Source organism: Myxosarcina sp. GI1(2024) (assembly GCF_053543375.1).
This window is the reverse complement of the sequence record NZ_JBKGTY010000003.1, coordinates 532,282-546,901: the sequence shown is the minus strand read 5'-3', so window position 1 is coordinate 546,901 and position 14,620 is coordinate 532,282. Positions and strand designations below refer to the sequence as shown.

Below are 14,620 nucleotides of genomic sequence, written 5' to 3'. Positions count from 1 at the left end.
GGAGTCAGTTCTTTTGGGTTTAGCGGTACCAACGCCCATGTAGTTTTAGAAGAAGCACCACAACCAAAGTTAAAGCAAGCTGAATTCGAACGCCCCGTACAATTGTTATCGCTTTCAGCCAAAACCAAAGGGGCACTAGCTGAATTAGTCACATCCTATCAACAGTATCTCGCAACTTACCCGGAATTAGCCCTCAGCAATATTTGCTTCAGTGCCAATATCGGGCGTTCCCACTTCAAACATCGACTGAGTGTGGTAGCTCCCTCTACTTTAGAAATGGGGCAAAAATTAGCCAGCTATGTCGATGAGCCCTCAAGTTCAGGCATCTCTACCGGACAAATTTCAGGAACGACTCAGCCCAAGCTCGCCTTGATGTTTAGCGGACAGGGGTCGCAATACGTAGGTATGGGAAGACAACTCTACGAGACCCAACCCACCTTTCGAGCCAGTCTCGAGCGCTGCGAGGAAATTCTGCGTCCCTATCTCGATGTCTCCCTACTAGAAATACTCTACTCCAACAGCGACAATTCCCGATTAGACCAAACCGCCTACACCCAACCCGCCCTATTTGCCCTCGAATATGCCCTCTACCAGTTATGGCAATCTTGGGGGATTGAAGCCGATGTAGTCATGGGTCACAGTGTCGGAGAATATGTCGCCGCCACAGTCGCAGGAGTGTTTAGTTTAGAAGAGGGCTTAACACTAATCGCCCATCGGGGAAGATTGATGCAACAATTACCCTCTGGGGGGATGATGCTAGCAGTGATGGCCTCAGAAGCCCAAATCGAGCCACTGATACCCCCCTACCAAGATAAAGTAGCCATCGCCGCAGTTAACGGACCTCAAAGCGTAGTAATTTCCGGTGCGGCAGCAGCGATTGAGACGCTGAGGGACAAGTTAGAAGCAGCAGGCATCAAGACCAAACAACTACAAGTATCCCATGGCTTCCACTCTCCACTGATGGAACCAATGTTAGCGGAGTTCGCAGCCCTAGCCAATCGAGTAACCTACCAGCAACCTCGGATTCCATTGCTCTCAAATGTAACGGGAATTAGAGAAGACGAGCGTCTGACCAGAGCAAGCTACTGGGTAAATCATGTCAGACAACCGGTGCAGTTTGCCCGCAGTATGGAGACTTTGCACCAAGAAGGTTACCAAGTCTTCCTCGAAATTGGACCCAAGCCAATTTTATTATCTATGGGGCAACAGTGCCTACCAAAAGAAGAAGCCCTATGGTTACCCAGTCTGCGTCCGGGACGGGATGATTGGCAACAAATGCTTCATAGTTTGGGGGAATTATATGTGCGGGGAGTCAAAGTAGATTGGTCTGGGTTCGATGCAGATTATTTTCGTAGCAAGGTAGTATTGCCAAATTATCCATTTCAGCGACAGCGTTATTGGGTAGAGGAATCTAAAAATAGGCATCAAACAGCAGGGACTTTATCTTCACAAAAAGTTCAGACCCCAATTATCAATCTCCTTCAACAAGGAGATAGTCAAAAACTTGCTCGACATTTAGAGACTGTAGGACAACTGTCAGAAGATGAAGTAAAACTACTGCCTAAGCTGCTGGAATTATTAGTCGAACAGCACCAACAACAGCTAACGACAGCCTCGATTGAAGATTGGCTTTACCAGCTAGAGTGGCAATCTAAGCCCAGAATTCCCAAGACTTCTTTAAAGAGAACCCAAGCTTCCGAACCGGGCATTTGGTTGATTTTGGCTGACCCTGATGGTTTAGGACAAAACCTAGCCGACCTATTACGAGCTCGGGGACATAGCTGTATTCTAATTTATGCCGGGCATGGCTATCAAGCTAAAGAAACCGGAAGTTGGATTCTCAACCCAGCTAGTCCTGACGATTTCGAGCGTTTGTTACAAGAAGATTGGGCAACCAGTGAGATGCTCTTAAGGGGTGTTATCCACCTGTGGAGTTTAGAAGCAGCTCCGCCAGACGTGCTGACCGCCTCTTCTTTAGAATGGGCTCAGAGCCTCTGTTGTGCTAGCTTATTACACCTAGTACGAGTCTTGGTCAAGCACAAGTGTTCGACCTCACCTCAATTGTGGTTAGTGACCAGGGGGGCATTACCAGTCAGTCAGTCTCTGCCGGCAGTAGCTCAAGCTCCTCTGTGGGGACTAGGTAAAGCGATCGCTCTAGAACATTCGGAATTTTGGGGAGGGATGGTGGATTTAGCTCCTGAGATGACCGATGATGAGGCGGCAAAGCTGTTGGAAGAGATTGAGGATTCCCAAGGAGAAGACCATCTTAGTTTTCGAGATGGACGACGCTATGTGGCACGCCTAGTGCGGAGCCAACCCTCAGAAGTCCAAACATTATCGTTACGCTCAGACAGTACTTATCTAATTACTGGTGGATTGGGGGCTTTGGGACTTAAGATAGCTCGGTGGATGGTGGAGCGGGGCGCGAGGCACTTGGTGCTTATCGGGCGTCGTGAAGCTTCTTTGCAGGCACGGCAGGTCATTACTAATCTGGAGCAGGTAGGAGCGAAGGTCCTAGTGGCTCGCGGTGATGTGACTAACCGAGGAGAGTTAATCAAAGTTCTCGAAGAGATTCAGGCATCAATGGCTCCGATCAAAGGCATCGTTCACGCTGCTGGTATTCTTGACGATGGCATTTTGTTGCAGCAAAATTGGTCTCGCTTTAAGCTGGTTATGGCTTCAAAGGTTGAGGGTACTTGGAATTTGCACATCTTAACTCAGCAGTTACCATTGGACTTTTTTATAATGTTTTCTTCTGCTGCTGCTTTGCTGGGATCGCCAGGGCAAGGTAATTACGCCGCAGCGAATAGTTTTATGGATACTCTAGCCCATTATCGCCGCTCACTGGGACTGCCGGGATTAAGCATTAACTGGGGACCATGGGATGATGCTGGAATGGCGGCTAGTTTAGCCAGCAGTCACCAGAACCGCATGATCTCTCGAGGACTAAATGCGATCGCGCCAGAGCAGGGATTACAGGTGCTAGAGCACTTACTAGGGCAAACTAACGCTCAAGTTGGCGTGTTGTCAGTCGATTGGTCGATGTTTGAACGACAATTTCCCACTGACATACGATTACCGTTGCTTTCTGAGTTAGTCGATGAGACGCAATCTTTGAAGCAAGAAGAGCAGAGCTTAGCAAAGCGAGCTGAGCTGTTACAGTGCTTAGAAGAGGCTACCACCAGAAAAGAGCGTGAGGCAATTTTAATTACCTACATTCAAGATTGGTTGGTCTGCCAAGTTGCCAAGGAGTTAGGATTTAAACCTGAGGACATAGATATCAGAGCACCTTTTGATAGCTACGGCATGGATTCATTGCTAGCAATAAGTATTAGCAGTGCTGGCAGGCAATTTCTAGGGATTGAGATGTCTCCTCTTCTGCTGCTTCACTATCCTACTATTGAGTTGCTTTCACAACACTTAGCCGAAGAATTTGAAGCTAGCGAATCAGAAATCATTGAGATTTAAATACTATACTACTGTTTCTCAATTGCAGAACTAGGGAGATTGTCGAACTATGAAGGTAACCGAGCTTTTAGAAAACCTTACCCAACAGGGCGTTCACTTGTGGAGCGATCGCGGAAAACTAAAGATTCATTCTCCAAAGGGAATACTTACCCCAGCACTACGCACAGAGTTAGCCGAACGCAAAACGGAGATTCTAGCATTGTTGCGGGACACCGATCGTACTGCAAGGGATAGTTCTCCACCTAATGGTCTAGATTTGAGTTTGCAGACAATTGGTTACTTAATTGGAGGACTTGACGCTTGCTCCACAGTAAACTTCAAGCCACCGGTTATTGAGCCAATAGCAATGGCTAAAAAGCTCAAGATTGCTTTTAGACCTTTGCCCAGTGGATACACAAATAAAACAATTCTGAAATTTAGAGAAGAATTAAAAGACAAACTAGAAAACTATGGAGTTCGGATTGAACCCTGGGAGCGAGCTACCAAAGAGTTCAGCTATGAGATTAACCTACCACTTACCAAATGGAAGAAAAGAATTAACACCAGAGTAGTTAAGTCTGATATCACTGCAGTAATTGATGTCGAAAGACATCCTTCTTGGATAGGTAAAGTAAAGCTCCACATAGCAGAAATGCTATATGGAATATACTCACAATTTGTTTTGAGAAATCGAAAAATATCCGTCTGGAAAATTGCTCAGTTTATTAGTTGGGCTGAAGATAATCTCAGAAACATTGAAAATCCCACCAACACCCAGACGATCGTACTTACAGAACTAGATGAGGAGTTTGTCAGCCCGAAACTTTCATATCAGGATAAGATCCCAATTGGTGTCAACACTTTGGTCAGAACATTTTCTGAGATTGTTATCGGAGTTTCCAATACTGATATTTCCATCCTAAATATGAATCTTTCAGATTCAAAATTTCCTGTTGAGAAAATAGATAAATTTGTCTTGAATTCTCTGATTCCCAAAATTTATGTGCCGATACTTCCATTACCGATGAGCAGATTTGAAGTGGGAGAATACGATCCTCAGCAATCGAGCTATGCAGTCCAATTGGTAAGATTGGGTCGGCAATTGGCTTCGACAGGTCTACTCCCTTCTGGTTTTAAAATCGGTAATGTGATTAAAAGAAAATCCCATAGAGATATTGTTGACTGGATGGCGAATGGCAGGACGGGTGTTTCTTATGGTTTTGTTGCCTATGCCGAGCCCCCAAAATACATTGGAGCACCTGAAATATCAGAGAAGGAATGGGAAAATTTATCTCCTGTATCGGGATACAGCAGCAATGAAGTACGACAGAATCAACATGGTAGAAGATATCTCAAAACAAGATTGGGAACCAAATATGCATTCAAGCAGATACCAGATATCTGGCTAGTGAGTTCTCGCTCCGGTTCGTGTAAAACAGACTTAGATCTTGAATGTGACATTCTCAGAATTGGTTTGAAAAATAAGTTATTGCTGCAATTTCCGCAAGGAGTTGAGCCAGGAACTATGGATATCAAACCTTCTTACGATATTTATGTCATGGTTGCTATTGCTCTGGCAACTGCTTTATATCTACCGAAGCTAATTGAAAATGGCGCGCCCATGGTTCATTTTCACGGATACCCATCTAAGAACTGGTTTAAGTCGGAAAACGAATACTACACTGGAGTTTCTAATCCTTCCGTTCCCTGTGGAACTTATGAATCGGGAGTCTTTAACTTCTTAGGAGTGCGTAATTTGGTCGAGCGCTATGGTAACGATATTGCTTTAGCTTGTTCGATCGAGCCAGATCATGGCACGAACATCATCGCCTCTAACTGGGAGTATTTAGTTGAGAGAATCAAAACTGGCGTAGAAAGGGGACAAATCGAACTAGGTGGCAAGCATTTCGCTTCTCTTACCGAAAGACAATTAGCAGTTACCAAGTTGTAGGGACGCAGTATGACACCTTAGCACAGAAGATATTAATTTTGAATTCGGAGCAAAGCGACGTGACAACTATAGCAGGTAAGACAGTACTTCTAACGGGTGCCTCCCGAGGAATTGGCGTATTTATCGTTCGCGAACTAGCCCAAAAAGGAGCAACTGTAATTGGCATCTCCCGTTCTCAAGCAGGACTCGATCGAGTTTGTGCGGAAATTAAAGCTATGGGTGGTAAAGCCATAGGTATTCCTTTCGATCTTAGTCAGGTAGAACAACTACCAAAGCTAATAAAAGAAATTGAAAAACTTTTCGGTTCGGTTGACATCTTAATTAACAATGCTGGCATGGAAATTTATAAAGCCTTTCCAGATTATTCCCTTGCCGAGCTTCAGTTGATAATGTCAGTTAACTTACTTGCTGCGATGGAGTTAACTCGTTTCGTGTTGCCAAATATGTTACATAGGCGTAGCGGTCACATTGTCAATATTGCCTCTCTCGCCAGTAAAAAAGGACATCCTTACGACAGTGCTTATTCTGCTAGTAAAGCAGGTTTGCTGATGTGGAGCGATGCCCTCCGACAAGAATTAGCCGATACCGGAGTGGAGATTACTTCTATTTGTCCCGGATACATTTCCGACTACGGATTGCTTGCCGATACTGGTGTAGCCGCACCGAAATTAGCAGGAAACTCTAGAGCGATAGATGTAGCTAAAGCAGTAGTCAAGGCGATCGAGAAAAACAAGGCTGAAATCATCGTAAATGGCGGATTGCTCTCAGAAATTTTGTCAAAGCTGTTATTGGCAGTCGAACAATTTTACCCTCGACTGGGAGATTTGGTTAATCGGTGGCTTGGTGTGACTAAGCGCAATCAAAGGCGGATAAAAAGTTTAGATAACAGTAAAGAAAATCTTAAACAATCGAGTTTGGTTGGCTAAATTTTTAAGGCAAAAAGAGTATAAAAGCCTCACGCGGGAGATTTAATTAAATGAAAAAAATATATTTCACTATTTATGATATGGGAGCAGGCCATCGCAGCACTGCTAATGCCTTAAAAGAAGTAATCGAACAGCGAAAATTACCTTGGGAAATTCAAATAATCGAAGTTTTTAAAGAAGTTTTTGATACCACTAGACCTCAGTTTATCTACAACAATTGGGTCTTGACAAAAAAGTGGGCAAAATTAATTAACGACCCCTTATCAGTGCCCCTATTTAAGCTAGAAATTCGCCTTCGTCATCGAGCTTGGCGAAAACGCCTGCAACAGTATTGGCGCGGGCATAAACCAGATCTCGTTCTTTCTTTAATACCATTAGTCAACCGAGTGCTGTATGAGAGTGTATTAGCGGAGTCGCCAGAGACTCCTTTTGTCACTTTTATAACAGATTTTGCCGATTGTCCTCCCAGCTACTGGATAGAACCCCAAGAGCAATTGCTCATTTGTCCTTCGGAACGAGCAGTCAAGCAAGCCCAAGATTTCGGGTATCCAGACGAGAGAATTTTCCGGACATCAGGAGTAGTTATTCACCCTTGCTTTGAGGAGCCAGTGACAGTGAATCGGCAGGTTGAAAGGCAACGACTGGGACTAGATCCCGATTTACCCACCGGCTTAGTCATTTTTGGCAGTCATGGCTCGAAGGAAATGCTCGAGATTGCCGAACGTTTAGAGCGCTCATCCTTGAAACTCCAACTCATATGTATCTGCGGTAGAAATGACCGACTAGCAAAAGATTTGCAAAATAGGCAAACTCGCTTTCCTAAGTATGTTGAAGGATTTACCAAACAAATTTCTTACTATATGGATTTGTGCGATTTCTTTATTGGCAAACCAGGCAGTGTTGGCGTTAGCGAGGCTGTAGCCAGAAAATTGCCAGTGATTACTGAGTGCAATCATACCACGACTTTGTTTCAAGAAAGGGCTACTGCTGATTGGCTGGCAGATAATCAATTGGGCATTGTGGTCGCTAATTTTCGTGAGATTGACCGAGCTGTTGCCGAGCTAATCGCTCCTGAAAATTTTCCCGGTTATAAAACTCGTGTTGAAAATTATCACAATCAGGCTGTATTTGAAGTCGTGGATATTTTGGAAAACATTTTGACAAACTCCGATTTGAAAGCCGACCAAAAACTAATTCAAGTTGGAGAAATCACCGGAGTGAAATAAATGATATTTGATTGGCTAATCGTAGGGGCAGGATACTCAGGTTGTGTAATAGCCGAACGAATCGCAACTCAGTTAGGACAGCGAGTGCTAATTGTAGAACGGCGAGACCATATCGGTGGCAATGCCTACGATTATTACAACGAACATGGCATTTTAGTGCATAAATACGGACCGCATATCTTTCATACTAAATCTAAAAAAGTCTGGAATTACCTCTCCCAATTTACAGAATGGAGACTTTACCATCATCACGTATTGGGAGTAGTAGAAGGAAAAAAAGTTCCCATTCCTTTTAATCTCAATTCCCTTTATGCTCTGTTTCCGCCAAAATATGCAGAAAAGCTCGAGAATTTACTGCTAGAAAATTTTGGTTTTGGTGTAAAGGTACCTATTTTAAAACTGCGTGAGAGTGCCATTGGAGATTTAAGGTTTCTAGCCGATTACATCTATGAAAATATTTTTCTTCGCTACACGATGAAGCAATGGGGTGTAAAACCGGAGGAACTAGACCCAGGGGTTACTGGACGCGTACCGATTTATATCAGTAGGGATAACCGTTACTTTCAAGACCCCTACCAGGCTATGCCCAAGCTTGGCTACACGCAAATGTTCCGGCGAATGCTGGCTCATCCCAACATTAAGCTCTTACTAAACACGGATTATCGGGAGATTATTAAGGATGTTAAGTTTAATCGGCTAATTTACACCGGACCAATTGATACCTTCTTCGACTACATGTATGGAGAATTGCCCTATCGCAGTATTCGTTTTGAGTTTGAGACTTTAGATCGCGAATACTATCAAGAAGTGGGTACAGTCAACTACCCCAATGACTACGATATTACTCGTATCACCGAACAGAAGTATTTGTCAGGACAAAATTCTCCTAAAACTACCTTAGTTATGGAATATCCCCAAGCTTATCTACCGGGAAAAAACGATCCTTATTATCCTATTTTGAATAAAGAAAATCGCGATCGCCTGAACCTTTATCTTAAAGAAGTGGAAAACCTTAACGGTACAGTATTATTTACTGGTCGACTTGCTGATTATAAGTATTACGACATGGATCACGCAGTGCTTCGAGCACTTGGTGTATTTGAAAAAAAGACAGCGAATTCAAGCCAGAAAGATCGAAGCGGGCGAGAAAAGTTAATTCACGTTTAACTTGCTAATTATCAACTTTCAGAAGTATGGAAACATCATTTTATCCTAAACAAAGGTTTTTAATTAGCTCTCTTTTGTCACTCTAGGAAAATTGAACGAGTTTACGTCATTTATTTTAGAAAAAAGTAAGGATCGACCTATGATGATAAAATTACATCGATTGTCTGGTGGCTCATTTACAAATTGGATAAAGCTCCTCTGGAAAAATGGAGGTATTGATAGAAATTATCTCTTGAGAGCTTTGTCTGTTTCATTGCTCAGTTTTTTGAGTATTCCAATGTTAATTTATGAGAATATCAGATTTGGCAAAAAGATTGAGAATATTCAAATCAAGGAGTCTCCAATATTTATTATTGGACATCCCAGAAGTGGAACAACATATCTGCATAACTTAATGAGCCAAGATAAAAATTTTGGATGGGTATCATTACTTCAGTGTGTAGCTCCAAACCATTTTTTGGTAAATGAAAAACTCCTGAAATTAATATTAAAAATATTTCTGCCTAAAACAAGAGAGATGGATAATGTAACTCTGTCTATTTACGATCCACAAGAAGAACAGTTTGCTATGTCAAATATTTCATTTTATTCTGCGTTTCACTTATTTCATTTTCCCAAGAATATGGTCGAAATATTTACAAAATATGTCTTGCTCGATGAAATTTCACAAAAAAACATAAATCACTGGAAAAATCAATATGTAAAAGTATTAAAAAAAGCTTCATTTTGCATGTATGGAAAAAAAATGCTCCTTAAAACTCCTGAAAATATGGGTAAAATTAGATTATTACTAGAAATATTTCCTGATGCAAAATTCATTCATATTTATAGAAATCCTTATTATGTTTATTTGTCTACTAAAAAAATGTATTTATCGACCTTGTCAGAGTACAGCTTTCAAGACGTAAATATCAATGAAATAGAAAGGAATATTTTTTTGTTTTATACAAAAATGATGCAAAAGTTTTTTAAAGAAAAACAACTAATTCCATCGCAAAATTATGTAGAAATCAAATTTGAAGATTTTGAAGCTAATCCTTTGGAAGAACTTGAGAAAGTGTATTGCGCACTCAATCTTCCGGGTTTTCAGGAAGCACAAGAGCATTTTAGAAAGTATATTGAGACTCAGAAAAAATATAAAAAGAATGAATATATGTTAGATGATAAAACCAAAGAGAAAATCGAACAAAACTGGAAGTCTACGATAGAAAAATGGAAATATGATGTTCCTAATAACTTACGACCAAAAGTAGGAATTAATATTTTATAGATCCGGATCTAGCTCGCTGTATCCGCGCTCTGCTCAATCAGGTCTGCCTACAATACAGTTTGGGGTCTAGGATTGCTCAATAAGAACATCTTTATCAACTCTCAAGTCATACTAAATCCAATCGATCTAGGTCACAATCGCCGTTCTTTAAGTTTCCAGAATTGGTGGATTTAGGAAGCTTTTTAAAAGTCACTTATACGAACGGGATTTAGTATCAGTGTAAGGATTCAGGTAGGATCAAAAACCTTTAAAACTTTACTTCTTTAAGCTGCAAAATTCTAGAAAAGAAAACTACTAAGTTCGACTATGCAATTCTCGATTAAAACAAACTAACAGTTTAGTAATGAACCTGATCCGCTTTCTCTTACGTCATTCTCCTCTTCACCTTACTCTCGCTGTGTTAACCGGCATTCTCAGCGGTGCTAGTGCTGCTGGTCTGGTCGCCCTAATTAACACCATGTTAACTCAGAATAAACCTTCAGCGGCTACCCTAATTTGGTTCTTTGCCAGTCTCTGTCTGCTGCGACTCGTTACTAGCCTAGCTTCTCAAGTCCTCTTAATCCGTCTGGCACAAAATGCGATTCTCAACTTGCGGATGCTACTGAGCCGTCAAATTCTTGCCTCTCCCTTACGTAAATTAGAAGAGATCGGTGCTTATCGCCTTCTAGCAGTCCTGAGTGAGGATGTCCAAGTCATCTCTGATACATCTCTGATTATTCCCTTTTTCTCAGTTAATATCGCGATCGCGATCGGCTGCTTGGTCTATCTATTCTGGCTCTCCCCAACTGTATTTTTGTTAGGCTTTACCTTTTTGGTCATAGGAATATGCACCTATCAATTACCAATGAGAAAAGCTTGGTTTTTACTGAAGTTGGCACGAGAGCAAGAGGATAGGCTGTTTCATCACTTTCGCGCTCTCACCGAAGGAGTTAAGGAACTCAAGCTCCATCCTCAGCGACGCCAATCATTTCTCTTAGAAGAACTTCAGACTACTGCTCTATCCTATCGACGACATAACATTCTCGGCAATACTGTTTTTGCTGCTGCAGCTAGTTGGGGTCAGGTTTTATTTTTTGTCGCCATTGGCTTGCTGATTTTTGTCCTGCCTGCGCTTCGAGGGATCGATGTTCCAATTCTATCGGGTTATGCCTTGACTATTATTTATTTAATTAGTCCCTTGGAACACATTATGGCTATGCTACCGCGATTAAGCAAAGCTACCATTGCTCTGCAAAAGATTGAGTCCTTAGGTTTATCCCTGGCAACCTATGCTGGTAAGAAGGTCTCGACTTCCCTGATTAAGTTCCAAGATTCATCGAGTTACTTAGCACTTGTTGGCGTGACCCATACTTATTATCAGGAACGAGGCGACGCTGATTTCACCTTTGGTCCGATTGACTTAGTCTTTCATCCTGGAGAACTAGTTTTTATCGTGGGCGGTAATGGTAGTGGCAAGTCTACTCTCGCTAAGCTGCTGGCGGGTCTCTATACCCCTGAAACTGGACAAATTTATCTAGATGGTCAGCGGATCGATCGCCATAATCGGGAGTGGTATCGCCAGCAATTTTCGGTAGTCTTTGCTGACTTCTATCTTTTTGAGCGTTTACTGGGTATTGACAACCTCGATCTCGACGCTCGGATAAAAGACTATCTGGTCAAACTGCAACTCGATCATAAGGTTCAGGTCAAAGATGGCGTGTTTTCTTCTACTGCTCTTTCCCAAGGGCAGCGTAAGCGTCTCGCTTTGCTGAATGCCTATCTAGAAGACCGTCCGATCTACTTGTTCGATGAGTGGGCATCAGATCAAGATCCGCTGTTTAAAAAAATTTTTTACACTCAACTACTGCCTGAGCTAAAGAGTAGAGGCAAAACCGTCCTGGCAATTAGCCACGATGACCGATATTTTAGTCTGGCAGACCGAATTGTGAAGCTGGAATACGGCAAGGTGATAGATAACAAATGCCTCTACATTAAGTAAATCAAATGCAGAAGATTTTCTTGCATTCAAACCCAAATAACTTAAAGGAGCAATTTAGGCATGAAAATACTACTACGGAATGCGGTCATCGCAGGCACCGTCGTTGATTGGCGATGTACCGATGACCCAAAGGTAGAAAAATAAGACACTACGGGTTTCAAAGTAGACGGGGTTTAAATTTAGCAAATTGAATTATTATGCCACTCAATTGAATGGTTTTAGAGCAATAACTTTGAGCCTCAGCTCCATGAAATTTTTATTAGGAGACAATTAAACCAAAATGGCTATTCTAGACCGAGTATTAGCAATTCTTTTGCCTTTATTCGACACTTTCTTTGATATTCAAACATTAACACCAGGCAGCGACCTCGTTCCCGGAGGACCGAACAATCAAATTCTTCTGGGTCGTGATGGAAACGATACTCTGGTTGCTTTTAATCCTGCTGCTGATGAATTCGAAAGTCAAAAACTCGATCTTTTTTTTGGTGATACAGAGCTTGCTCCCACATCGATATTATCAGTAATATTTCCAACTATCGAAGATCCTTTACCAAAGAATGGGAAAGATAGATTTATTTTGGGTGATTGGCAACAGCCTTACTATGTCAATAGCGGTTTTAATGACTTAGCTTTAATTTTTGATTTTCAATTGACTCAGGATAGCATTGCACTATACGGCGAACCTCAAGACTACCAACTACTGGAAACACCAATAGGCACAGCCCTTTTTGGGAAGCAGGGAATTATTCCCGAGCCAATCGCTTTTTTTTATTTAGTTTCCGATTTGAAACTTGAAAGCGACTCTTTCGAGTTTGAGGGCGACACTCCACCGAAAGGACCAGTCCTAGAGAAAACGCAGCAACTGGGAACTGCCGGGATTGATGTCTCTATTAGTTCGGTCGCCGATTCTGAGAGTAATGTTTATTTAGTAGGACAAACCAGCGGCGATCTGGAAGGAACCAATGCCGGGGCTTCTGATGCCTGGCTAGCAAAGTATAATAGCCAAGGGGATCGGGCGTGGCTCGAACAATTTGGCACTTCTAGTTCAGAATTAGCCACTAGGATCGTTACCGATAAGGACGGCAACTTATACTTGACAGGAATTACTGGAGGTAATTTAGCAGAAACCAAGCAAGCAAATAATACTGATGCCTGGTTAGCTAAATATGATAGCCAGGGCAATCGGCTATGGATTCGACAGTTTGGAAGCGATCTGATTAATACTCCATTTGGCATTGATATTGACGGGGAGGGTAATGTTTACTTGTCTGGAGTAACTGTTAAGCAAAACGAAGAAGGAGCAGAATTTCCCGTTCAAGATGATTCTTGGGTGACCAAATACGACAGTAATGGCAACCGACAGTGGTTTCGAGAGTTTGGCACTCCGACGGCATTCGACGAAGCTTACGACGTTACTATCGATCGCGATGGCAATGTCTATGCTACTGGATGGACTGTAGGAGATTTAGGAGGAGCTAATGCCGGTGGTTACGATCTCTGGCTGGTTAAATATGACAATGATGGCAATCGACAGTGGCTCGAACAGTTTGGAAGTTCGGAAGATGAATTTCCCTGGGGAGCAGAAACTGACAGTCAGGGCAATATCTATGCTACCGGATGGACGAAAGGAGACTTAGGAGGAATCAATGCGGGCTCTTATGATACCTGGATAGCTAAGTATAACAGCCAAGGCGATCGCTTATGGGTCGAACAATTTGGTACTAGTGGAGATGATGGCTCTTTTGTTGGCGGCATGGAAATCGACTCAAGTGACAATATCTTTACGGTTGGATATACTAATCGCAATTTAGGTGGGGATAATGCCGGTGCATACGATGCCTGGGTAGCTAAGTATGACAGTGAGGGTAACCAACTCTGGCTCGAACAGTTTGGTACCTCCGAACTAGACTATGCCACGGATGTGAGCGCCGATCGCTTTGGCAATCTCTATGTAACCGGATTTACAGAAGGCTCTTTGGGCGATACTAATGCTGGCTCGGTGGATGCCTGGGTAGCCAAACTAGATATTAATTCGGGCAACCTAAAAGACTTTTCTGGCAGTAGTATGGAGCCATCGTTGGATGTTGGAGGTGAATTGTAGTCAGCGTTCATTTAGTTAATTGGTACTAATTAAAGTTTCGAGTAAAAGCTAACTCTTCGGTTTGTATGCGTTTATGGAGCAAAAATGCATTAGCCAGACTAAAAATAGTTGCCGTTAGATAAGCACTGTGAATCAAGGGCAAACCAGCAATTTCCAGCATAACTCCCAGCCAATTAGGGTGTCGCAAATAACGATATATTCCGTTTTCGACTTTAGGCATCCCAGGAATTGTGATAATCGGCAGAGTCCAACGGTATTCCAAAGCCCGCATAGACAAGTAGCGTAAAATTTGACCCGTGACTATCGCTAGTAACCCCAAGATAGCCAAAGTAGGAATAAAGGGGCGATCGAGCCACCATACTTCTACAAGCATTGCGAGCCACCAGCTTACCTGTAGAACTTTGACCATGCCAAGAAAATTATCACTATGTTTCCGGGCTCCTAGCGCCAAAAGATATGCTTCATTGCGCTGGCTCAAGCGCAGTTCGAATAATCGCTGTAAGATAACAGCGGCAATAATGATATAAAAAAAACCTTGAGTCAACATCGTCAAC

General features: G+C 42.4%; 9 protein-coding genes. 8 read left to right on the top strand and 1 reads right to left on the bottom strand.

The genetic code is table 11. The annotated features are described in order from the left end of the window. The 8 genes from ACLFKQ_RS16190 to ACLFKQ_RS16155 all read left to right on the top strand — a co-directional run. The coding region (locus ACLFKQ_RS16190; RefSeq protein WP_449000806.1) for a type I polyketide synthase at positions 1-3,468 on the top strand (3,468 nt) is incomplete at its 5' end. Between the two features lie 49 nt (positions 3,469-3,517). Then, positions 3,518-5,398, top strand: a complete 1,881-nt coding sequence (locus tag ACLFKQ_RS16185) for a TubC N-terminal docking domain-related protein (RefSeq protein ID WP_449000805.1) — start codon at positions 3,518-3,520, stop codon at positions 5,396-5,398. 59 nt (positions 5,399-5,457) lie between these two features. Next, positions 5,458-6,324, top strand: coding sequence for an SDR family NAD(P)-dependent oxidoreductase (locus ACLFKQ_RS16180; RefSeq protein WP_449001051.1), 867 nt, complete (start codon positions 5,458-5,460; stop codon positions 6,322-6,324). Between the two features lie 50 nt (positions 6,325-6,374). Further along, positions 6,375-7,550, top strand: a complete 1,176-nt coding sequence (locus ACLFKQ_RS16175) for an MGDG synthase family glycosyltransferase (RefSeq protein WP_449000804.1) — start codon at positions 6,375-6,377, stop codon at positions 7,548-7,550. Beyond that, complete coding sequence (glf, locus tag ACLFKQ_RS16170; RefSeq protein WP_449000803.1) at positions 7,551-8,717, top strand: UDP-galactopyranose mutase; 1,167 nt, start codon at positions 7,551-7,553, stop codon at positions 8,715-8,717. A 139-nt stretch (positions 8,718-8,856) separates the two neighbouring features. After that, on the top strand, positions 8,857-9,987 hold the full coding sequence (locus ACLFKQ_RS16165; protein ID WP_449000802.1) for a sulfotransferase family protein: 1,131 nt from the start codon (positions 8,857-8,859) through the stop codon (positions 9,985-9,987). 343 nt (positions 9,988-10,330) lie between these two features. Beyond that, positions 10,331-11,965, top strand: a complete 1,635-nt coding sequence (locus ACLFKQ_RS16160) for a cyclic peptide export ABC transporter (RefSeq protein ID WP_449000801.1) — start codon at positions 10,331-10,333, stop codon at positions 11,963-11,965. Between the two features lie 280 nt (positions 11,966-12,245). Continuing rightward, positions 12,246-14,066, top strand: coding sequence for an SBBP repeat-containing protein (locus tag ACLFKQ_RS16155; protein WP_449000800.1), 1,821 nt, complete (start codon positions 12,246-12,248; stop codon positions 14,064-14,066). A 25-nt stretch (positions 14,067-14,091) separates the two neighbouring features. On the opposite strand, the gene ACLFKQ_RS16150 is transcribed toward ACLFKQ_RS16155, so the two are convergent. Beyond that, positions 14,092-14,613, bottom strand: a complete 522-nt coding sequence (locus tag ACLFKQ_RS16150) for an isoprenylcysteine carboxyl methyltransferase family protein (protein ID WP_449000799.1) — start codon at positions 14,611-14,613, stop codon at positions 14,092-14,094. Between the last annotated feature and the right edge of the window lie 7 nt (positions 14,614-14,620).

Bases quoted from the DNA above. Each gene is read 5' to 3' on its own strand.
- ACLFKQ_RS16185 (WP_449000805.1), top strand. From the start codon at position 3,518: ATGAAGGTAACCGAGCTTTTAGAAAACCTTACCCAACAGGGCGTTCAC.
- ACLFKQ_RS16175 (WP_449000804.1), top strand. From the start codon at position 6,375: ATGAAAAAAATATATTTCACTATTTATGATATGGGAGCAGGCCATCGC.
- glf (WP_449000803.1), top strand. From the start codon at position 7,551: ATGATATTTGATTGGCTAATCGTAGGGGCAGGATACTCAGGTTGTGTA.
- ACLFKQ_RS16165 (WP_449000802.1), top strand. From the start codon at position 8,857: ATGATGATAAAATTACATCGATTGTCTGGTGGCTCATTTACAAATTGG.
- ACLFKQ_RS16160 (WP_449000801.1), top strand. From the start codon at position 10,331: ATGAACCTGATCCGCTTTCTCTTACGTCATTCTCCTCTTCACCTTACT.
- ACLFKQ_RS16155 (WP_449000800.1), top strand. From the start codon at position 12,246: ATGGCTATTCTAGACCGAGTATTAGCAATTCTTTTGCCTTTATTCGAC.
- ACLFKQ_RS16150 (WP_449000799.1), bottom strand. From the start codon at position 14,613: ATGTTGACTCAAGGTTTTTTTTATATCATTATTGCCGCTGTTATCTTA.